This is a genomic window from Sphingomonas oryzagri (assembly GCF_029906645.1).
Lineage (GTDB): Bacteria > Pseudomonadota > Alphaproteobacteria > Sphingomonadales > Sphingomonadaceae > Solisphingomonas > Solisphingomonas oryzagri.
In genome coordinates, this window is the sequence record NZ_JARYGZ010000001.1 from 793786 (window position 1) to 812155 (window position 18370).

General features: G+C 66.4%; 23 protein-coding genes. 11 read left to right on the top strand and 12 right to left on the bottom strand.

Translation table 11 applies throughout. From position 1 onward, the window contains the following. Positions 1–48 precede the first annotated feature (48 nt). Positions 49–489 carry a host attachment family protein gene (locus QGN17_RS03680; RefSeq protein WP_281043166.1) on the top strand — a complete coding sequence of 147 codons (441 nt, stop codon included), beginning with the start codon at positions 49–51 and terminating at the stop codon, positions 487–489. 115 nt (positions 490–604) lie between these two features. Then, on the top strand, positions 605–1228 hold the full coding sequence (locus tag QGN17_RS03685; RefSeq protein ID WP_281043167.1) for a hypothetical protein: 624 nt from the start codon (positions 605–607) through the stop codon (positions 1226–1228). Between the two features lie 72 nt (positions 1229–1300). Here the strand turns inward: QGN17_RS03685 and QGN17_RS03690 are convergent, their stop codons facing one another. Next, a complete protein-coding gene (locus QGN17_RS03690; RefSeq protein WP_281043168.1) occupies positions 1301–2023 on the bottom strand; it encodes a glycine-rich domain-containing protein in 723 nt (240 codons plus the stop codon). A gap of 421 nt (positions 2024–2444) precedes the next feature. Between QGN17_RS03690 and dksA the strand changes: the two genes are divergently transcribed. Continuing rightward, the gene (dksA, locus tag QGN17_RS03695; protein ID WP_281043169.1) at positions 2445–2903 is read left to right on the top strand and encodes an RNA polymerase-binding protein DksA; all 459 of its coding nucleotides are present in this window, start codon (positions 2445–2447) and stop codon (positions 2901–2903) included. An 86-nt stretch (positions 2904–2989) separates the two neighbouring features. Further along, positions 2990–3391, top strand: coding sequence for a PilZ domain-containing protein (locus QGN17_RS03700; RefSeq protein WP_281043170.1), 402 nt, complete (start codon positions 2990–2992; stop codon positions 3389–3391). Positions 3392–3450: 59 nt separating this feature from the next. On the opposite strand, the gene QGN17_RS03705 is transcribed toward QGN17_RS03700, so the two are convergent. Next, complete coding sequence (locus QGN17_RS03705) at positions 3451–3603, bottom strand: YdcH family protein (RefSeq protein ID WP_281045132.1); 153 nt, start codon at positions 3601–3603, stop codon at positions 3451–3453. A gap of 228 nt (positions 3604–3831) precedes the next feature. Between QGN17_RS03705 and QGN17_RS03710 the strand changes: the two genes are divergently transcribed. Then, entirely contained in the window at positions 3832–4029 is a 198-nt protein-coding gene (locus tag QGN17_RS03710) for a YdcH family protein (RefSeq protein WP_022690155.1), read from the top strand. A 61-nt stretch (positions 4030–4090) separates the two neighbouring features. On the opposite strand, the gene QGN17_RS03715 is transcribed toward QGN17_RS03710, so the two are convergent. After that, on the bottom strand, positions 4091–4564 hold the full coding sequence (locus QGN17_RS03715) for an Hsp20 family protein (RefSeq protein ID WP_281043171.1): 474 nt from the start codon (positions 4562–4564) through the stop codon (positions 4091–4093). Between the two features lie 204 nt (positions 4565–4768). On the opposite strand from QGN17_RS03715, the gene QGN17_RS03720 reads away from it, so the two are divergent. Beyond that, positions 4769–5224 (top strand): DUF1465 family protein, encoded by a 456-nt coding sequence (locus QGN17_RS03720; RefSeq protein ID WP_281043172.1) that lies wholly within the window; start codon positions 4769–4771, stop codon positions 5222–5224. Here the strand turns inward: QGN17_RS03720 and QGN17_RS03725 are convergent. From QGN17_RS03725 to QGN17_RS03735, 3 genes are all read right to left on the bottom strand, one after another. Continuing rightward, positions 5221–5508 carry a 4a-hydroxytetrahydrobiopterin dehydratase gene (locus QGN17_RS03725; RefSeq protein WP_281043173.1) on the bottom strand — a complete coding sequence of 96 codons (288 nt, stop codon included), beginning with the start codon at positions 5506–5508 and terminating at the stop codon, positions 5221–5223. The genes QGN17_RS03720 and QGN17_RS03725 overlap by 4 nt on opposite strands. Further along, positions 5505–6509, bottom strand: coding sequence for a fumarylacetoacetate hydrolase family protein (locus QGN17_RS03730; RefSeq protein ID WP_281043174.1), 1005 nt, complete (start codon positions 6507–6509; stop codon positions 5505–5507). The genes QGN17_RS03725 and QGN17_RS03730 overlap by 4 nt, the downstream gene beginning before the upstream one ends. A gap of 68 nt (positions 6510–6577) precedes the next feature. Continuing rightward, a complete protein-coding gene (locus QGN17_RS03735) occupies positions 6578–8947 on the bottom strand; it encodes a putative bifunctional diguanylate cyclase/phosphodiesterase (protein WP_281043175.1) in 2370 nt (789 codons plus the stop codon). Between the two features lie 152 nt (positions 8948–9099). Here QGN17_RS03735 and QGN17_RS03740 point away from each other — a divergent pair, with 152 nt between their 5' ends. From QGN17_RS03740 to QGN17_RS03755, 4 genes are all read left to right on the top strand, one after another. After that, the gene (locus QGN17_RS03740; protein ID WP_281043176.1) at positions 9100–9363 is read left to right on the top strand and encodes a hypothetical protein; all 264 of its coding nucleotides are present in this window, start codon (positions 9100–9102) and stop codon (positions 9361–9363) included. Positions 9364–9404: 41 nt separating this feature from the next. Next, positions 9405–11660: an FdhF/YdeP family oxidoreductase gene (locus QGN17_RS03745; RefSeq protein ID WP_281043177.1), complete on the top strand. Its 2256-nt coding sequence runs from the start codon at positions 9405–9407 to the stop codon at positions 11658–11660. 100 nt (positions 11661–11760) lie between these two features. After that, on the top strand, positions 11761–12513 hold the full coding sequence (locus tag QGN17_RS03750) for a class I SAM-dependent methyltransferase (RefSeq protein WP_281043178.1): 753 nt from the start codon (positions 11761–11763) through the stop codon (positions 12511–12513). Between the two features lie 132 nt (positions 12514–12645). Continuing rightward, complete coding sequence (locus tag QGN17_RS03755) at positions 12646–12951, top strand: hypothetical protein (protein WP_281043179.1); 306 nt, start codon at positions 12646–12648, stop codon at positions 12949–12951. Positions 12952–12962: 11 nt separating this feature from the next. Here the strand turns inward: QGN17_RS03755 and QGN17_RS03760 are convergent, their stop codons facing one another. Next, the gene (locus QGN17_RS03760) at positions 12963–13442 is read right to left on the bottom strand and encodes a pyridoxamine 5'-phosphate oxidase family protein (protein ID WP_281043180.1); all 480 of its coding nucleotides are present in this window, start codon (positions 13440–13442) and stop codon (positions 12963–12965) included. Positions 13443–13589: 147 nt separating this feature from the next. On the opposite strand from QGN17_RS03760, the gene QGN17_RS03765 reads away from it, so the two are divergent. Beyond that, a complete protein-coding gene (locus QGN17_RS03765) occupies positions 13590–13775 on the top strand; it encodes a hypothetical protein (RefSeq protein WP_281043181.1) in 186 nt (61 codons plus the stop codon). 3 nt (positions 13776–13778) lie between these two features. Here QGN17_RS03765 and QGN17_RS03770 read toward each other — a convergent pair whose 3' ends face one another. The 5 genes from QGN17_RS03770 to QGN17_RS03790 all read right to left on the bottom strand — a co-directional run bounded on the left by QGN17_RS03770 (position 13779) and on the right by QGN17_RS03790 (position 18310). Further along, the gene (locus QGN17_RS03770) at positions 13779–15140 is read right to left on the bottom strand and encodes an amino acid permease (protein WP_281043182.1); all 1362 of its coding nucleotides are present in this window, start codon (positions 15138–15140) and stop codon (positions 13779–13781) included. A 95-nt stretch (positions 15141–15235) separates the two neighbouring features. After that, positions 15236–16321 carry an FAD:protein FMN transferase gene (locus QGN17_RS03775; RefSeq protein WP_281043183.1) on the bottom strand — a complete coding sequence of 362 codons (1086 nt, stop codon included), beginning with the start codon at positions 16319–16321 and terminating at the stop codon, positions 15236–15238. Continuing rightward, on the bottom strand, positions 16222–17151 hold the full coding sequence (locus tag QGN17_RS03780; RefSeq protein WP_281043184.1) for a DUF4198 domain-containing protein: 930 nt from the start codon (positions 17149–17151) through the stop codon (positions 16222–16224). The genes QGN17_RS03775 and QGN17_RS03780 overlap by 100 nt, the downstream gene beginning before the upstream one ends. An 11-nt stretch (positions 17152–17162) precedes the next feature. Further along, positions 17163–17651, bottom strand: a complete 489-nt coding sequence (locus QGN17_RS03785; protein ID WP_281043185.1) for a DUF2271 domain-containing protein — start codon at positions 17649–17651, stop codon at positions 17163–17165. 11 nt (positions 17652–17662) lie between these two features. Further along, positions 17663–18310, bottom strand: coding sequence for a PepSY-associated TM helix domain-containing protein (locus QGN17_RS03790; RefSeq protein WP_390902673.1), 648 nt, complete (start codon positions 18308–18310; stop codon positions 17663–17665). Positions 18311–18370: the final 60 nt, after the last annotated feature.

Here is an 18370-nt window from a genome sequence, read left to right on the forward strand (position 1 = left end):
CGTCTCGCCCCGCTGACGTTGGTCGGGAAACAGCCGAAGGAGAAAAGTATGCGTATTCCCCGCAACGCGATGGTTCTCGTCACCGACGGGCGCAAGCGGCTGTTCTTCCGCAACGAGGGTGAGGCGATGGCGCCCAATCTCGTGGTGGTGTCCGCCGTCGAGCAGAACAATCCCAAGACGGGCGAACAGGTGACGGACTCGCAGGGGCGGGCCTCGTCCCCGGTGACGGGAGGCGGGGCGATCCCGTCGGCCGACGCGCACGACATCGAGGAGCAGCGCTTCGCCGCCGAGACCGCGCAGGAGCTGAGCCGCGCCGCGCTGGCCGGCGAATTCGAGAATTTGATCCTCGTCGCACCGCCCCGGACGCTGGGGCAATTACGCAAGACGCTGCATCAGGAAGTGGAAAAGCGGACGCTGCGGGAGGTCGCAAAGGATGTCACCGGACACCCCGTTGGTGAAATCGAGAAGCTGCTCGTGAACCTCGATTGATGGGTTGGATCGTTTCACCGTCCCAACGGTTCGACTCATCTATCCGCGCTTCGCTTTCCGCGTTGCCGCGCGTTTCTGATCTGTGTTCCAGCGTATTTCGGATGGAGGGTTCCACATGAAGTTGATCAAGACGGGGCTATTCGTGGGGGCGAGCGCGTTGATTCCGGCGGTGGCGCTGGCGCAGGCGGCACCGACGAGCGCACCGCCTGCGGCTGGTGCCGCCACGACAGCGCCGGCCGCTGCGCCGGCTGCCACCGCCCCGACGGCCCTCGCGGCCGGCGCGAAGGTTGTCGATACGTCGGGTGGACCGGTCGGCACGATCGACAGCATCGATGGCGACTATGCGGTGCTGGCCACCACCAAGAGCAAGGTACGACTGCCCAAGACAAGCTTCGCCATGGGGCCGAACGGCCCGGTGATCGCGATGACGGCGGACCAGATCGACGCCGCCGCTGCCCAGGCTGCCCCGGCGCAGACAGCGGCTGCCACAGCAAAGCCCACGGTCGCGCAGGGTGCTGCCGTGGCTGATATGCAGGGCGGGTCGGTCGGTACCGTTGCAGCGGTCGACGGTGAGTTTGCGACCGTGCAGCTCGCGTCGGGCACCAAGGTGCGTCTGCCGGTTTCGTCTTTCGCGGCCGGTGACAATGGCGGCCTCAAGATCGCGATGACCGCGCAGCAGCTCGGAGCCGCGGCAGGTGCCAGCAAGCCGGCGGGCGGAGCCGGCGGCGCCGGCAAATAAGGCGCTTCGCCAAAAAAGAAGAGGGCCGCGACGCACCCGCGTCGCGGCCCTTTCTGTATTAATCGGAGTGGCTCAGGCCGCGGTTGCGACCTTGGCCAGTTTACGCCGCGCGACGAGCGCCGCAGCCGCGCCACCGAACAGAAGCAGCATCGGCGGGGCCGGCACATCATGATGGGGCGGCGGGGGCGGTGGCGGCGGAGGATTATGGCCACCGCCGCTGCTCGTACTGGTGCTCGACGAGGTGGACGAGCTGGTGGAGGAACTCGTGCTCGACGACGAGCTGGTACTCGAAGAGGTCGAGGTGGATGTCGACGAGCCGCCGGTGGATGTCGAGGTGGACGAACCGCCGGTCGATGTCGAAGTCGATGAGCCACCGCTCGATGTCGAGGAGGTGACGCTGCCGCTGGTCGAGCTCGACGAGGTGGACGAGATGAACCAGCCACCCGATCCACCGCCGCCGCCGCCCCAGAAGCCGCCGCCGAAGAAGCCGCCGCCACCGAAGCCGCCGCCGCCGATGATCGCGGGAGCGACCGCGCCACCACCGTAGGACGGCGCCTCGAACGGGGCCGGTGCCGGCGCCGCCTGAGCGATGCTCACCGACGCGGGCGTGCAGGTGGTAGTGGTGGTGACGGTGCGGCGCGCCTGGCGGACGGCGACGCGGCGAACCGCGGGCCGATGAACCACCGCCTTCTTCGTCAGCACGCGCTGGGCGGGCGGGCGCTCCGCATAGTGCACGGCACCGCCGCCGATGACGGCGCCGCCGCAGGCGCAGGCGCACAATTTCGCGATGGCCATCCGTACTGACATCGCCTTGTCCCTTGCCCCTCGATCCTGGGGTGCGCTCCCTGCACCCGTCTATTGCCACAGCCGAGCCTGCGATGTCGCTTCGACTAATCGCGAACCAATGCGAAACCGTTAATCGCAAACTCAGGCATCCTCTCTCGCCTGTCCCGACGCCGTTGAAAAGAGAGGGTTTCGCGGGCGTACCCCGTATTTGTCCCGTTTTGTGCCACTGGAAATCGAGCCGTGGCGATAACTGCGATGTGTCCGCGATGCAGCAGCGGGCAACATTCCGGTTTCGTTGGGGAACATATGTGCGACGGGGCCGCTTGTGCGGCATTAACCCGCCGAGTATAGGCCCGCTCCGGGGACAGGAGCATCGCGGTGCAGGCGTCCGGCGGCCTGGTTGCGGCTCCATCGTGGAGCGGAGAGTTGCATGGCTACGGCGGTGGACACGCTGGGTGGGGAAATGGCGTCAGGTGCGGCGTCGCTTCCGGACGATTATCGACCTTCGGCGGACGAGCCCTTCATGGGGCCGAGGCAGCAGGCTTATTTTCGGCGCAAGCTGCTGCAATGGAAGGATTCCATTCTGGAAGAGGCCAAGGGTACCCTGGCCCAGCTCCAGACCGATTCGCTGCGTGAGCCGGATATCACCGACCGCGCGTCGAGCGAGACCGACTGGTCGATCGAACTGCGAACCCGCGATCGTCAGCGCAAGCTGATCTCGAAAATCGACGCGGCTCTTCGCAGGATCGAGGAGGGCGAGTATGGCTATTGCGAGGTGACCGGCGAGCCGATCTCGCTGGCCCGGCTCGAAGCCCGTCCGATCGCGACCATGACCGTCGAGGCTCAGGAGCGGCACGAGCGCAACGAGAAGATCTCGCGCGACGATTAAGGCTTTGGCGACCGTTGCGCGGCTAATGTAAGCGTTCGGGGAACCGGGGGCTTCGGCGTACAACATCGCGGAACTGGGACGTGCAAGTGGAAGAAACTCCGATCGGTAACCATTCGTCCGAAGGGGGCGCGGATTCGCAGCGTCGCGATCCGCGCGACAGTCTGTTCGTACTCGCGCGCATCAAGCCGGAGGGCGAGGCCGGCGATGGGGTTTCGGTACGGGTCCGCAACGTGTCCGCCGGTGGCCTGATGGCGGACGCCCCGGACGACTATCGCCCCGGTATGCGCCTCGAAATCTCGCTGGACGGCGTGGGCGAGGTTGCCGGCTCGGTTGCATGGGCGGAGGCCGGGCGCATCGGCGTGGCCTTCGATCACCCGATCGACAAGGCGCGTGCCCGCAAGACCAAATCGGGGAAGTCGGACGAACTGTTCCGCCCGACCGCGCAGAATTATCGTCGCCCCGGATTGAAGCCCGACACGCGCGGTTGATCCGACGATGGAGGGAGCGGCCCGCCGCGCCGCCATGGCGCGAGCGGACCGCGACGGCGTCAGAGCCTCGCCAGGGCTTCCTTGATCTTCAGCTTCTGTTTCTTGAGGCTGGCGATGACGATCCGATCCGGCGAAGGCCGGCGCGTCTCGTCGGCGATGCGGGCGTCCAGACCCGCGTGACGAGCAACCAAAGCGCTGGAATGATTGTCCATAGGATAGGTCCTCCTTGGTTTGGTCAGCACATTCCAGTAGATCACGATTCCCCGGACTTGTCGCGTGAACAAAGCACGAAAACGGTCGGCCGCCTGATGAAATGCGACAGTCCGTTTTCATGCGTATGACAGTTGCGAATCGGGACTTGCACCAGGCGCTGTCGCGGGGCATCGAAGGTTAACACCGTAGGGTCGTTCCGATCCTCGACGGGCAGGGGACAGGCTGGCATGGACGCCGATGACATCGGCCGCAGGCTCGCGCATCTGCGCACCGAGCACCGCGATCTCGACGCGGCAATCGTCGCGCTCGCCTCCATGCCGCAGACCGATCAGTTGCAGGTCGCCCGGCTGAAGCGCCGCAAGCTCGCGATCAAGGACGAGATCGCGATGCTGGGCGATCAGCTCATCCCCGACATCATCGCCTGACACGAAAAGGCCGGCCCGGCGAACCGGACCGGCCTCCCGACTGGATCGCAGTCGTGCAGGTTTACGCGGCGGCGAGCACCTGCGCCTCGCCCCCGATCGTCTGGCTCTCGGCAACGCCATCGATCGCGATGCGGCGCGGCTTCTTGTGCTCGGGCACTTCGCGCTTCAGCTCGATGTTGAGCAGTCCGTCGGCATAGCCCGCGCCGGTCACCTTGATGGTGTCGGCCAGCTGGAAGCGGCGCTCGAAGGCGCGCTTGGCGATGCCGCGATGGAGGAACTGGCGCTCGGCATCCTCGGCCTTCTGCTCGGCCTTGCCGATCACGATCAGCACATTGTCCTGCACGGTGAGCTCGAGCTCGTCACGACTGAAGCCGGCGACGGCCATGGAGATGCAGTAGGCATCCTCGGCGAGCTTCTCGATATTGTAGGGGGGATAGGCATCGCCCTCGCCGCGGGTGGCGAAATCGACGAGCCGATTGAGATTCTCGAAGCCGATGGACGAACGCAGCAGCGGCGCGAAATCCAGGGTACGCATGGGTCTTTCCTTTCAAAGCGAATGACCGTTGGTGGAAGGCCCGCGGGCAACCCGCCAGACCCGTCTTCCGCGCCCCCGACCGGGCGACGCGTCGACCAGCCTCAGATGGGGGAGGCCGATCCGCTTTCAAGGGCTGTTCAGGGATGGGACGGTGGTCGCAACGACGCGGTTCAGCGTCCCCTTCGGGCGTGGCAGCATATGCCCATGATCACCGCCCCCCTCGTGCTGAACCGCAAGCTGGTCGATGCCCTGTATGTCGAGGCGATGCTCCTCGCAGACGAGGCGCGCAGCTATTTCGATCTCAACGGGCGCGAGGAGCGCGACGCGCTGCCGCCGCTCCACCGCGTCGGCTTCTCCTGCGAATCGCTGCGGGTGACGACACGGCTGATGCACGTCATTGCCTGGCTGCTGACCCGTCGCGCGGTGGATGCGGGCGAGATCAGCGAGGCGCAGGCCTCGGCGCCGGAGCGCCGGCTGGGCCGCGCGCAGGGTCATGATCCGGAGACGGTCGCCGCGCTGCCGGAGACCGCCCGCCAGATCATTGCCGCGACCAGCGACCTCTACGCCCGCGTCGCCCGGATGGATCGCGACATGGCGCGTCCGCCGGTGCCGTTCAGCCCCGCGCAGGGGCTGATGCAGCTTCTGCAGGCGGCCTTCTAGGCCAGTTTCTCGATCGCGCGCGCCAGTTCGATGTCGCGCATCGAGAGACCGTCGGCATCGTGCGTGGTCAGCAGGATGTCCACCTTGTTGTAGACGTTGGACCATTCCGGATGATGGTCCGCCTTCTCGGCCAGCAGGGCCACGCGGGTCATGAAGCCGAAGGCGCCGACGAAATCGTCGAAGGTGAAGCGCTTGGCGATGCCGTCGCGCGCCGCGTCATGTTTCCAGCCGTCGAGCGTCGGCAGCAACTCCGCCCGCTCGGCCTCGGTCAGCTTCGCCGTCACGCGCCGACCTCCTGTTCGATGGCACCGAAGATCGAGTGGCCATGCGCATCCTTCATCTCGATGCGCACGACGTCGCCCGCCCTCAGGAAGGGCGTGGAGGGCTGGCCGTCGCGGATCGTCTCGATCATCCGGACTTCAGCGATGCAACTGTAGCCGAGGCCACCGTCCTTTACCGGCTTGCCGGGGCCGCCGTCCGCATCGCGGTTGGAGACCGTGCCCGATCCGACGATCGTTCCTGCCGACAGCGCGCGTGTCTTGGCCGCATGGGCAACGAGCGTGCCGAAATCAAAGGTCATATCGACGCCGGCGTCCGCCTTGCCGAACTCCTCGCCATTGAGGTGGACCAGCAGGGGCACATGGAGCTTGCCGTCCTTCCACGCGTCGCCCAGCGCGTCGGGCGTCACCGTGACCGGCGACAGCGCCGAGGCGGGCTTGGACTGGAAGAAACCGAAGCCCTTGGCCAATTCGGCCGGGATCAGGTTGCGCAGCGACACGTCGTTGACGAGGCACACCAGCCGGATCGCTGCCAGCGCCTCCTCGCGGCTGGCGCCCTGCGGGACGTCGCCGACGATCACCGCGACCTCGCCCTCCATATCGCAACCCCAGGCTTCGTCGGCGAGCGGGATCGGGTCGCGCGGCGCTATGAAGCCGTCGGAGCCGCCCTGGTACATCAGCGGATCGCTCCAGAAGCTCTCGGGCAGTTCGGCGCCGCGCGCGCGGCGAACCAGCTCGACATGGTTCACATAGGCCGATCCGTCCGCCCACTGGTAGGCGCGGGGCAGGGGGGAGGCGGCGTTGTGTTCGCGGAAGCGCAGCATCGGGATGACCTCGTGCTGCAGGTCAGTCGCGAGATTGCGCAGCTCCGGCTCGGCATGCTCCCAATCGTCGAGCGCGGCCTGGAGCGTGGGTGCGATGTGCGTCGCGTCCGCGCAAAAGTGGAGATCGTCCGACACGACGACGAGGCGACCGTCGCGGCCACCCTTGAGCGATGCGAGCTTCAATGAACTCTCCCAACTGATATCAATTGTTACCACCTAACCCCTGGCGAGGCCTGGCGGCAACCCTTGTATCAGGCGGACGCGAGTCGGCGAGCCTCGCTCCAGTGCGTACCGACCAATTCGGTGGCACGCTCGAACGGAACCGGGCGACCGAACAGGTAACCCTGCATCTGGTGGCAGCCGAGATCCGCCATGCGGCGCCAGTCGTCCTGCGTTTCGACGCCCTCGGCCGTGATCGTCATGCCGAAGCAATTGGCGAGCGTGACGATCGCCTGGATGATCGAAACAGTCTCCGAGCGGGTGGCGGCGCCGCGCACGAAGCTGCCGTCGATCTTCAGCTTGTTGAAGATCGTGCGGTTCAGATAGCCGAGCGACGAATAGCCGGTGCCGAAATCGTCGAGCGCGATGCGGACGCCGAGCGCTCGCAGGCGGCGCAGGACGTCGAGCGAGCCTTCCGAATCCTGCAGGAAGACGCTCTCCGTGACTTCCAGCTCCAGCCGGTTGGCGGCGAGCTTGGCGCGGGACAGCGCGTCGGAGATCATCGCGGGCAAGCCCGGCGATCCGAGCTGGATCGGCGAGAGGTTGACGGCCACGCTGATCGGCGAGGGCCATTGCGCGCAGTCGCGGATCGCGGTGCGGGCGACCCACTCGCCCATCTCGTGGATCAGGCCGATCTCCTCGGCCAGCGGCACGAATTCGGCGGGGCTGACGAAGCCGCGCACCGGGTGCTGCCAGCGGATCAGCGCCTCGAAGCCCTTCACCTCCTGGGTCTGGGCGTCGATCAGCGGCTGGTAGAACAGGCGGAACTGGTTGAGCTGGAGCGCGAGGCGCAGGTCATGCTCCAGGCGCAGCCGATTCTCGGCCTCGGTCTGCATGCTGCGCTCGAACTGGCGATAGGTGCCGCGCCCGGCCGCCTTCGCCTCGTAGAGTGCGAGATCGGATTTCTTGACGAGATCGTCCACCGTGTCGCCGTCGACCGGGCCGAACGCGCCGCCGATCGAGACGCCGATGCGCACAGACACGCCGTCCAGCACATAGGGTTCGGAAACCTGCGCGATCAGTGAGTCCGCCAGTTCGCCCACTGCCTTGCGGTTCTGCGCATCGTGCAGCACGACGCCGAATTCGTCACCGCCGAGCCGACCGACGATGCCGTGATTGCCGATTTGCGCGACCAGCCGCTCGGCGACGGTCTTGAGTACCGCGTCGCCCTTGGGATGGCCGAACGTGTCGTTCACCGGCTTGAAGCCGTCGAGATCGAGCAGCAGCATCCCGCACGGACGGCCCGAGGCGCGCGCCGACAGCAGGGCCTCGCCGAGCAGTTCGCGCATCCGCATCCGGTTGGGCAGCTCGGTCAGGACGTCGAGGCTGGCGAGCTGGCGCAGGCGCCGTTCCGAGCTGCGCGTCTCGGTCACGTCCGAGCAACTGCCCCGGAAGCCGAGGAAGCCACCGGCCGAATCGACGATCGGCGTACCCGAGAAAGCGACGGAGCGGCGGGTCCGTCCCTCGCCGAATTCCACCTCGATGCCGTTGAACGCGGCGCGGCCCAGCATTGCCGAGCCGAGCGCGCCGCTGCCGCCGATCAGGGCGGGAAGAGCATTGCCGACCAGCCTGTTCATCGGCCGGCTGAGCAACGCGGCGATGCCGGGCGTCGCATAGGTCAGGATATGGGCCGCGTCCGTCTGCCACAGGCAGCTCGTGCCGCGCTCCTCATATTCGCGCATCAATCGCGCGGCCGCCTCGACGTCCACCAGCTGGCGCGCTTCGCGGTCTGCACGGTCGGCCAGCAGATGGGCGTTGCGGCGGATCACGGCGAAGACGAAGCCGAAGTGGAACAGCACGAGCACCGTCAGCGGAATCGAGAAGCGGTCGCCGCCCAGATGAAGCGCCAGGCCAAGCCCGACAGCGAGGATGCCGGCCCAGATTACTGCGGCACTCGGCACGGCGGCGATCGCGAGCGCGCCGCACATCATCGCGCAGAAGGCGCCCACCAGCACGGTCTGTATGTCGTCGGGCTGTGCCGGGTAGACCGCGACCGGGATCGACGCCCAGGCACCCGCGACCAGGCCGATCATGCAGCCTGCCTCGATCAATATCCGTTTCGGAGGTTCGCGTCTCACGTAGAGCAGCGCGTTGTTCTCCAGCCTGCGAACCATGATCCAGCTGCTGGCGATCACGAGCAGGGACCAGGCGATGATGTGCGAAAGCTCGATCTGTCGGAACAATATGCCGGCGAGCACGAAGCAGCTGAGCACCACCGCTCCGGCGAGCAGCGGCGCGAACTGAGCCAGCGCCTCCAGCCTGATTGCGCGCAACTGCGCTTCCGGCGGCATCGTGTCCGCGATGACGCTCACCCCCGAATCCGCCTGTACGAGGCTGCGGGTCTTGGTCTTCCTGGCCGGGGCGTAGAGCATCCTGGGATCACCGCGTTGATTTGGGTCCATTCTGGTATGGTCGGAAGATTTCCATCCCGTTAAGCGATCTGCGTTTTGTCTTGCGCCGCATGGATCGGCCGGATTCGACTATCGAGGGCCTTTTCTTCGATTTGTCATGCAGGCTATGACGCGCTGTCCAGGCAGCATTGTGTATGAGTGTCATGATCTTCAAACCCAAGGGAGTGGATATCCACGTGGAAACCCGTGCGCGCGACCAGGCGCGCTGGGCGATCCGGGATCATGGTGACGAGGCGGAAGAGGTCATGCGCGCCAAGCTGGCGCGGGATCGGGTGTCGGACGCCGATCGCTATCGCTACAAGCTGACGCTCAAGGAAATTGCCCGACTGCGGCAGAGCGATCCCGAGAAATACGGGCGCGGCAAGCCCCGTGGATTGCTGGGCGCGATCAAGGATCTGCTGCCCTGACATCGCTGGCGTAGCGCACGATCCCGTCGTAGGGTGCCGGCATGGCATCCAGTGAACATGGCGGCGATCGCCCCGATGGCGTCGCGGATTATTCCGGCCCGGCCGGTGGTTGGGGTGCGCTGCGGGCTGTGGCGCTCGCGGTGCGAGATCAGATGGGCGCCAGCCCGGATACGCGCGCACTGCTGCAGATGAACCAGCCGGACGGGTTCGACTGCCCAGGATGCGCCTGGCCGGACCCGAAACACACATCCTCGTTCGAGTTTTGCGAGAACGGCGCCAAGGCGGTGACGTGGGAGGCGACCGCCAAGCGCGTCGATCCGCAGTTCTTCGCGCAGCATACGGTGTCCGAACTGTGGGACTGGACCGATCATGCGCTGGAGGATGCCGGCCGGCTGACCCATCCGCTGCGTTACGATGCCGCGAGCGACCGCTTCCTGTCGATCACCTATGGCGAGGCCTTCGCCCGGATCGGGGCCGTGATGCGGTCGCTCGATCATCCGGACGAGGCTGAATTCTACACGTCGGGCCGGGCGTCCAACGAGGCGGCGTTCCTCTATCAGCTCTACGCCCGCGAATTCGGCACCAACAACTTCCCCGATTGCTCGAACATGTGCCACGAGGCGACTTCGGTCGGTCTCCCGCAATCGATCGGCGTCGGCAAGGGGACGGTGACGCTCGAGGATTTCGATGCTTGCGATGCGATCTTCTGCATCGGCCACAATCCGGGCACCAACCATCCGCGGATGCTCTCGACGCTGCGCGATGCCTCCCGGCGCGGCGTGCCGATCGTGGTCGCCAATCCGCTGCGCGAGCGTGGTCTGGAGCGCTTCAAGTCGCCCCAGCACCCGACGGAGATGCTGCTGCCCCGCGATACGCCGCTGGCGTCGGCCTATCACTTGGTGAAGGTTGGCGGCGACGCCGCGATGCTGAAAGGCATGATGAAGCGGCTGTTCGAGCGCGATGCTCTGGATCACGCCTTCATCGCGGCCGAGACCACCGGCTTCGACGCGCTCAAGGCCGATATCGAAGCGACCGGTTGGGAGGAGATCGAGCGCCGCTCCGGCCTTGCCCGCGCCGCGATCGAGAGCATGGCGGACACCTATGCCGCCGCCGAGCGCGTGATCATCTGCTACGGCATGGGCATCACCCAGCACCGCCACGGCACCGAGAACGTGCAGCAGCTCGCCAACCTGCTGCTGCTGCGCGGGAATATCGGCAAGCCCGGTGCCGGCATCTGCCCGCTGCGCGGCCATTCCAATGTGCAGGGCGATCGCACCGTCGGCATCACGGAGATCCCCAAGGAGGATTTCCTCGCACGGCTCGACACCGCCTTCGGCATCGAGAGTCCGCGCAAGCACGGCCACAATGCCGTGGAGACGCTGGCGGCGATGCGGGAAGGCAAATCGCGCACGTTCATCGGGCTGGGCGGCAATTTCGCGGTGGCGATGCCGGATCCGGAGGCCTGCCACGAGGCGTTCCGCAAGCTCGATCTGTCGGTGCAGATCGTCACCAAGTTCAATCGCACCTGCCTGCTGATCGCGAAGCAGGACACGATCGTGCTGCCCTGCCTTGGCCGGACCGAGCAGGACGTGCAGGCAACCGGCCCGCAATCGGTGACGGTCGAGGATTCCATGTCGATGGTCCACGCCTCGCGCGGCAAGCTGAAGCCGGTCGCGGAAGATCTCATGTCGGAGCCGGCGATCATCGCCCGGTTGGCGCGCGAGACGAAGCCGGCGTCGCCTATCGACTGGGAGGGGATGGTCGCCGATTACGATCGCATTCGCGACAAGATCGAGCAGGTGTTCCCTGATTTCTTCGATTTCAACGCGCGCATCCGCCAGCCCGGCGGCTTCCGCCTGCATGTCGGCGCGTCGTTCCGCGAATGGGGGACGCCGGACAGGAAGGCGAACTTCCTGGTCTTTCCGACGATCGACGAGGATGATGGCTACGACGACACGCCGCTGACGCTCACCTCGATCCGCAGCCACGATCAGTATAATACCACCATCTACGGGCTGAACGATCGCTATCGCGGCATTACCGGGCGACGCGACGTGATCTTCGCCAACGCGGAGGATCTTGCCGCCGTAGGCCTCGCGCATGGCGACCGGGTGGACGTGATCGCGGGCAAGCGGGTTCTGGCAGGGCAGACGCTGGTCGCGCATCCGATCGCGCAAGGGTCGCTCGCGGCTTACTATCCGGAATGCAACGGACTGATGGCGTTCGACGATTATGACGGGAAGAGCGGCACGCCCTCCTACAAGTCGGTGCCGGTCCGGCTGCGCAAGGCGGCCTGAGCTTTCGACGAACGCGCGACGCTGATCGATCGGCGCCGGGCGCTCCCTTGATCCGGTCGTCGAGGCGAGGCAGCCTCGACGCACAACAGGGGAGGTTCGCATGAAGCGTTCGGCATGGATGGTCGCACTCGCGCTCGGGCTGGCGATGCCAGGCATGGCGGCGGCGCCCGATTTCCAGGCGGCAGTGACGGCACCGGGGCGGCCCGCCGACGCGGTGAAGATGGACGAAGGCCGCAAACCCGCGGAAGTTCTGTCCTTTCTTGGGCTGCAGAAAGGGATGTCGGCGGCCGATCTCGTCACCGGATCGGGCTATTGGGCGGAAATCATGGCGCGCGCGGTCGGTCCCAAGGGCAAGGTGACCGCGTTCGAGCCAAACCAGTTCTACACCAGCCCTGAGGAGCAGGAGACGTGGAAGGCGCTCACCGCGCGCCGGCCGGACATTCGGCTCGTCCGCTATCCGTTCGAGGCCTTTGCCGCGACGCCGAAGAGTTTCGACTTCGCGATCATCAGCCTGAATTATCATGACCTCTACTGGACGTCGGAAAAGTATCACATCCCGCGCACCGATCCGGCCGCGTACCTCAGGACGCTCTATGCGGCAATGAAACCTGGCGGGATCGTAGGCGTGATCGACCATGTCGGGCCGGCGGGCGACACGCGGGCGATCGTCGATAAGCTCCACCGCATCGATCCGGCGACCGTAAGGGCCGACTTCAAGGCGGCCGGTTTCGTGCTGGAGGCGGAAAGCCCACTGCTGGCCAATCCGGCGGACGATCATAGCAAGCTGGTGTTCGATCCCGCAATCCGCGGCAAGACCGATCGCTTCCTCTATCGTTTCCGCAAGCCGCGCTGATCGACATCAGGCCGGCAGATCTCTTTCGGCCGGAACGAACGATTTTCCCGTGCGGAAACGCAACGGAATGAGGGCATGGGCGTTTATCGCCCCGTGGCGCCATATCGGCGCTCAGGGGGACATGAAACGGCCATGCTGGGCCTGCTGGCAGCCATTGTTGCAATCATTCTCGGCGCCGCTGGCCCCCGCTTTCGCTGGAAGGGCGCTGGCTGGCTGGCAGCGGTCGCCATTTTCATCGGGATGATCGCGACATTGCTGGAGCAGCGCGAGGCAAGCACGCGCGGCGCGGAGTTCGTCGTCACCCCGGCAAGCATATTGCTCGGCCTGCTTCTCCAGGCGGTCTTCATGCTCACCTTCTACGGGATGGCCACGCTTGCCCGGTGGAGTTGGCGTGGCCTGACTCGCGTCGAGGACGAGATCCCGCCCGCCGACGGCTGAGCATCACGGCGTCAGCCGGCGGTGGTGCCGACCTTCGCGTGGCTGCCTTCTTCGCTCGGATTGATCTTCGCGCCGAACAGCATCTTCACCTTGCCGCTGATCGACATGTCGGCTTCCCACAGCTCGGCGCTGTCGATGTCGAAGCGCAGCAGCGCCAGATTGGGATCGTCCTTGCCGCCGGGAAACCAGGCCTCGACCTGCCGCGACCACAGCTTCTCGATCATCGCGAAATCGTTGTGAATCCTGGCGGTTCCGGACAGGCAGGCGAAATAATCATGCCCCTTCGACACGAACTGGGCCATGGCCTTGCCGCCCTTGGCGAGGCGATTGTCCTTGCCGATGAAGAACCAGATCGTATCGACCTGATCCTCGTCGAGCTGCGCGGTCAGCGGTTCGCTATGCTGGCCCGTCTCGGTCAGCCCGATCATCAGGAAGGGGCTGCTCGCCATGCGCTTCCAAAGGTCGCGCTTCAGCTGGGTTTCATCGGTCATCATCGTCTCTCCCATGCTTGCTGAGAGGAAGAACGAACGCCGGCTCCACTATTTCCGTGCTTTCTTCGACGGATGTCCAATGGATGAAGACGAAGCTAACCGTCTTTGCTCATGCGTCGTTAGCGAGCGATGGCGTTCAAGGAGCCTATGAACACGCACCTGATCAGACAGGCGATCGACAGCGCAACCGAGCGTGGTCTCACGGTCGAGGAAGCACTTTCTCACTGGCAGCTGGCGGGTGGGGCGGCTGCCGGCGAGCGGTCGGCACACTGGGTTTCGATCGGTTTCGGTATCGCGCGTGACGAGCGCGCGGCGGTGCGCATCGAACGCTGAACCTCAGCCTCTCGTCTGTATCCCCCCGGCGGCCGGCTCCCGGCGGGCCGACCACAGCATGAAGATATAGATGGGTAGCCCCGCCGCCGTCATGGCGAGGCTCCACAGGCTCGCTTCCCAGCCGGCGCCGTAGAAGGTCCACATCGAATAGACGAAGCCGGTGATCGCGATCACCTCGAACCCGCGCGACGCGCCGATCCGGCCCGTGCGGAGCAGGCGGAAGCCGGACAGCATGGCCGCCAGATAGAAGATGATCGACACGGATGTCGTCACCAGCACCATGAACTCGAACAGGTTGGCCAGGCCGCGCGTATAGTTGGCGAGCACGAGGGCGCTCGCCAGCAGGCTCGATACGATATGCGCGCGCTGCGGCGTGCCGTGGCGGTTCTCGCGATCGAACCAGGCGGGCAGCATCCGTTCGCGGGCGAGCGAGAGCAGCAGTTCTCCCTGCAGCAACACATAGCCGTTGAGCGCTCCGAGCGCGGCGATGACCACGAACAACGCGACCACGGGCGCCAGCGCGGGATGGACGAAGGTACCGAAGAAAAGCGCGAAGGGCGCGTTGGATCGCGTCGCCTCCGCCTCCGGCAGCAGCAGCGTGACCGCCGAGCAGGCCAGCAGGTAGATCAGCCCGGTGATCGCGGTGCCGAACAGGGTCGCGCGGGGAATGTTGCGTTTCGGGTTCTCGATCCGGTCCCCGGCAACCAGCGCGCTCTCGAATCCCAGCAGCGGGAAGAGGGTGAGCGTCGCGGCGATGCGGATGCCGTCCGATGTCACCGGGTGTGCGTCCAGGGACGGCAGGCTCGCCTTGCCGCTCGACAACAGCCACGCGCCGACCGCGATCGCGCCGGCCAGCGGCAACAGCTTCAGGATCGTCGTGATCGACTGTACCCCGCCGGCGCGCCGGACGCCCAGGCAATTGATCAGCGTCAGCACCCAGATGGGAACGACCGCCGCGACGGCCGGCAATCCGGGGGTGGAGGCGAGGCCCGGAAACAGGATGGAGAGGTTGCTGACCGCGCCCACCGCCAGCGTGGCGTTGGCGACCCATACGGAGATCCAGTAGCTCCAGCCGATGATGAAGCCGGCGGCGGGACCGAAGGCTGCGTGGGCGTAGGTCACCGGCCCGCAGCCGCCCGCCATGTCGCGTGCCAGCCGGGCCAGGACGTAGGCTACGCACAGGCTGCCGCCGATGGTGAGGAGCCAGCCATAGACCGAACTCCAGCCGAGCGGGGCCAACGCGGTGGGCAGCAGGAATACGCCCGAACCGATCATGTTGCCGACGACCAGCGCGATGCACATGCCGAGCCCGAGGCGGCCATGCGTCCTTGCCGCCGAAATTCCGCCCGCGTCCGTTCCGTCCATCCCCAACCCCGCAGCCCGATGATCCAGCATAGTCGGATCGCGTGCAGGGGGAATGGCGATTTTCCATGCCGTGCGCTGGCGCGAGCGCGCCGAGGCTATTCTTCGAGCAGGCGAGACAGTGCTGGGCTGACGTGTTCGTCGAGCTGTTGTCCGGACCGTACGACCATGCGCGCCGCCAGCCCCTCGCGCTCGGCGATCTCCGGTGCACGGGCGGGGCCGAGCACGATGAGGGCGGTAGCCCAGGCATCGGCGTACATCGCGCGATCATGGATGACGCTCGCGGCGGCGACATCGTGTCGCACCGGTCTGCCATCGGTCGGATCAAGTGTATGGACCCCACGCACATAATGGCCCGACGTCGCGACCGCGATGTCGTGCAGCCCGACGCGCAGGGGGGCTGGAGCAGCGCCGTCGAGCGCCTCCAGATCAACCCACCAGGGCTGGCCATCGGGCTTCAGACCCCGGCCAGCCAGCTCGCCGCCGATCTCAACGAGTCCGTCCTCGAAGCCTTCGGCCGCCAGCAGATCGGCGATAGCATCGACCGCGAAACCCTTGGCGATGCCTGAGAAATCGAGCCATAATCCGCCGGGCTGGATGAGCCTGCGACGCGCGGGGTCGTAATCGAGCCGATCCAATCCGGCACTGGCGCGCGCATCGTGCAAGGCGCTTTCGCGCGGAGGACCAGCGATCGTTGCCGCGCCATAGCCGAGCAGCGCCGCCGCCCGTCCATGGGTCGGATCGAAGGCGCCGTCCGTGCGCCGTGCGACGTCGAGCGAGGCTTCCAACACCGCGGCGAAGTCGGGTGGCAGCACGAACGCCGATCCCGCCGGCGCCCGATTAAAGCGGGAGAGAAGCGAATCCGGCTCCCACTGGCTCATCTCGGCGACGATCGAGGCGAGCCGGCCCTCGATCCGATCGCGCAGCCGGATCGGCATTGCCCCCGGATCGACGGCGTACAGGACGCGCCAGCCCGTTCCCAGCGCGGACCCCGAAAGGCCGGCGACGATGCGTTGCGGATCGCACCGGCCGAGTGCCGCCGTCGATACGGTCGTCGGCAGCGCGATACGGGCTTCGCGCGCGATCAGGGCGTCATCACCTCGAACGTCGCCGCATAGCTCATCTGGCGGTTCTCGGCGCGCTTTTCGCTCGGTTTGCTGTCTTCGGCCTCCGCGCCGAGCCAATACATGCCGGCTGCGGGCCAGCGGATCGCGACCACGCCGTCGGCGCCGGTGGTAAGCGCCATCTCGCCGACATCGTCCCGGTAGCGATCGCCGCCCGGAATGACGCTGATCTTCAGCCCCGCCGCCGGCTTGCCGTCGATCAGGAAGCGGAAGCGCGCGGTCTCGCCGGCGACCACGGCATTGGGATGGGTGATCGGATCGAGCTCCAGGCCCTTGCCGGTCGGCTTGAAAACCGTGGCGGTAGGCGCGCCTTGCGTCACGAAGGTTTCGATCTTGCTGACGCGTTCGGTCAGGTGAATATCGGTGGCGTCGGCCGGCACGTTCTCGAATGCCACCGGAGGCTGTCGACGCGGGCCGCCTTCCGGATTGGCGACCGCCGCATCGCCTCCGGTGCGGGGCTGTTCGCCCCCGCCGGGACCATCGGCGGCGCCGCGCTCGCCGCCACCGGCCGGTCGCCCGCCACGCGCCGGGCCGACCCGCCGCTCCTCGCCATTCTGCTTGAACGTCCCGGTGATCGTGCTCTGCTGGCTCGCGACCTTCCAGGTCCCCTGCTGATCGAGCTTCAGGTCGAACACCGAGCGGAACCTGCCCTGCATACCATTATAGGTCTCACCAGTGCTGCCGTCGGGCTTGGTGACGGTGATCGATGCGAGCTGGACCGGGCGATGATCGAAGAAGAAGACATGGTCCGATGCGGCGGCATCGAAGGTGACGACATTGTCGTCGCCGGCCAGCGACGTGTTGGACGGCAGGATGAACGGATGATCCGCCAGTGCCGCCGAGGACGCGAGCAGGGCGAAAAGCGATGTGGCGACGATACGACGCATCATGATCCGCCCCCTCACTTCGCTGCAACCACGACGGCGCCGAGTTCGGCCTTGCCGCTCGCACGACCGTTGGCGGCCGGAAGCGTGACCGGCACGCTGACCAATTCGCGCGTGCCATGTTCGCGCGCAGCCTCGACATGGACCACATAATTGCCGGCCGGGAGGTTGGCGGGCAGCGCAACGGAATAGCTGCCCGGCCCGCGCGTCGCCCCGCTGACGCCGTCCGCCGGCAGCTGCATCATGCGCCCGCTCTTGCGCCACCAGGAGCGCAGCTCGGATAGCCACTTGGTGCCCGGTTCCTTGCCGCCGTTCCTGAGCTGATACCAGACGAACAGGCTGCGCGCCTGGCCGCCGCCGGCCGGCTCGATCCATCCGGCCACGTAGGGCTTCTTGTATTCGGCCAGATCGATGCGCGGCACCGTGACGGTGATGCTCGCCGCCGATGCAACGGACGCCGGAACGATGATGGTGCCTGCGACGAGAGCGAGACGGGTAGGACTCATGGTTCGGACCCCTAGTGGATGAAGACGATGGCGACGATCAGCGGCACCGCGATGCCGAGGCCGACGAGCGGCCAGGTCTTCTTGCGATGCTTGGCGTGGAACTGGAGGAGCATCAGGCCGGTGCTGGTGAAGACGAGGACGGCAGCCGCGAAGGCATCGATGAACAGCCGCCACGGCAGGCCCGTATTGGCGCCCTTGTGCAGATCGTTGAGCAAAGAGATCCAGCCCTGCCGCGTGATCTCGGCCTTGATCGTGCCATCGGCGCGACTGACGCTCACCCACGCATCGCCGCCCGGCCGCGGCATCGCGACATAGACCTCGTCGTCGCTCCATTCGCCTGCGCGCCCCGCCGGATCGAGCCCGACCGACGATGCGACGGCTTCTGCCACCGGGCCGGGCATCGGCGCGTCATCGGCCTTCGGCGTGGCCTTCAGCATCCGCAGAAGCGATGGGGCCAGCGTGGCGGTCCGGTCCTCGACGACCGCATGGCCGGGGATCGAGGCGGCATGGTTCAGTGTGATGCCGGTCAGCGCGAACATCAGCATCCCCGCGAGCGAGATCGCCGCCGAGATCCAGTGCCACGTATGCAGTTGCTTCAGCCACCAGCCGCGCGAGATTCGCTTCTTCTTGCGGGGCGGCTCGATGGTGGGAGAGGGCATGTTCACCGTGTCGCGGTGCGTCAAAAGCTGGCGCATTGCAATGGTATTGATTGTCATTCG

Coding starts and splice junctions, on each gene's coding strand:
- QGN17_RS03680 (WP_281043166.1), top strand. CDS start 49: ATGCGTATTCCCCGCAACGCGATGGTTCTCGTCACCGACGGGCGCAAG.
- QGN17_RS03685 (WP_281043167.1), top strand. CDS start 605: ATGAAGTTGATCAAGACGGGGCTATTCGTGGGGGCGAGCGCGTTGATT.
- QGN17_RS03690 (WP_281043168.1), bottom strand. CDS start 2,023: ATGGCCATCGCGAAATTGTGCGCCTGCGCCTGCGGCGGCGCCGTCATC.
- dksA (WP_281043169.1), top strand. CDS start 2,445: ATGGCTACGGCGGTGGACACGCTGGGTGGGGAAATGGCGTCAGGTGCG.
- QGN17_RS03705 (WP_281045132.1), bottom strand. CDS start 3,603: ATGGACAATCATTCCAGCGCTTTGGTTGCTCGTCACGCGGGTCTGGAC.
- QGN17_RS03710 (WP_022690155.1), top strand. CDS start 3,832: ATGGACGCCGATGACATCGGCCGCAGGCTCGCGCATCTGCGCACCGAG.
- QGN17_RS03715 (WP_281043171.1), bottom strand. CDS start 4,564: ATGCGTACCCTGGATTTCGCGCCGCTGCTGCGTTCGTCCATCGGCTTC.
- QGN17_RS03720 (WP_281043172.1), top strand. CDS start 4,769: ATGATCACCGCCCCCCTCGTGCTGAACCGCAAGCTGGTCGATGCCCTG.
- QGN17_RS03735 (WP_281043175.1), bottom strand. CDS start 8,947: ATGGACCCAAATCAACGCGGTGATCCCAGGATGCTCTACGCCCCGGCC.
- QGN17_RS03740 (WP_281043176.1), top strand. CDS start 9,100: ATGATCTTCAAACCCAAGGGAGTGGATATCCACGTGGAAACCCGTGCG.
- QGN17_RS03745 (WP_281043177.1), top strand. CDS start 9,405: ATGGCATCCAGTGAACATGGCGGCGATCGCCCCGATGGCGTCGCGGAT.
- QGN17_RS03750 (WP_281043178.1), top strand. CDS start 11,761: ATGAAGCGTTCGGCATGGATGGTCGCACTCGCGCTCGGGCTGGCGATG.
- QGN17_RS03755 (WP_281043179.1), top strand. CDS start 12,646: ATGCTGGGCCTGCTGGCAGCCATTGTTGCAATCATTCTCGGCGCCGCT.
- QGN17_RS03760 (WP_281043180.1), bottom strand. CDS start 13,442: ATGACCGATGAAACCCAGCTGAAGCGCGACCTTTGGAAGCGCATGGCG.
- QGN17_RS03765 (WP_281043181.1), top strand. CDS start 13,590: ATGAACACGCACCTGATCAGACAGGCGATCGACAGCGCAACCGAGCGT.
- QGN17_RS03770 (WP_281043182.1), bottom strand. CDS start 15,140: ATGGACGGAACGGACGCGGGCGGAATTTCGGCGGCAAGGACGCATGGC.
- QGN17_RS03780 (WP_281043184.1), bottom strand. CDS start 17,151: ATGATGCGTCGTATCGTCGCCACATCGCTTTTCGCCCTGCTCGCGTCC.
- QGN17_RS03785 (WP_281043185.1), bottom strand. CDS start 17,651: ATGAGTCCTACCCGTCTCGCTCTCGTCGCAGGCACCATCATCGTTCCG.
- QGN17_RS03790 (WP_390902673.1), bottom strand. CDS start 18,310: ATGCCCTCTCCCACCATCGAGCCGCCCCGCAAGAAGAAGCGAATCTCG.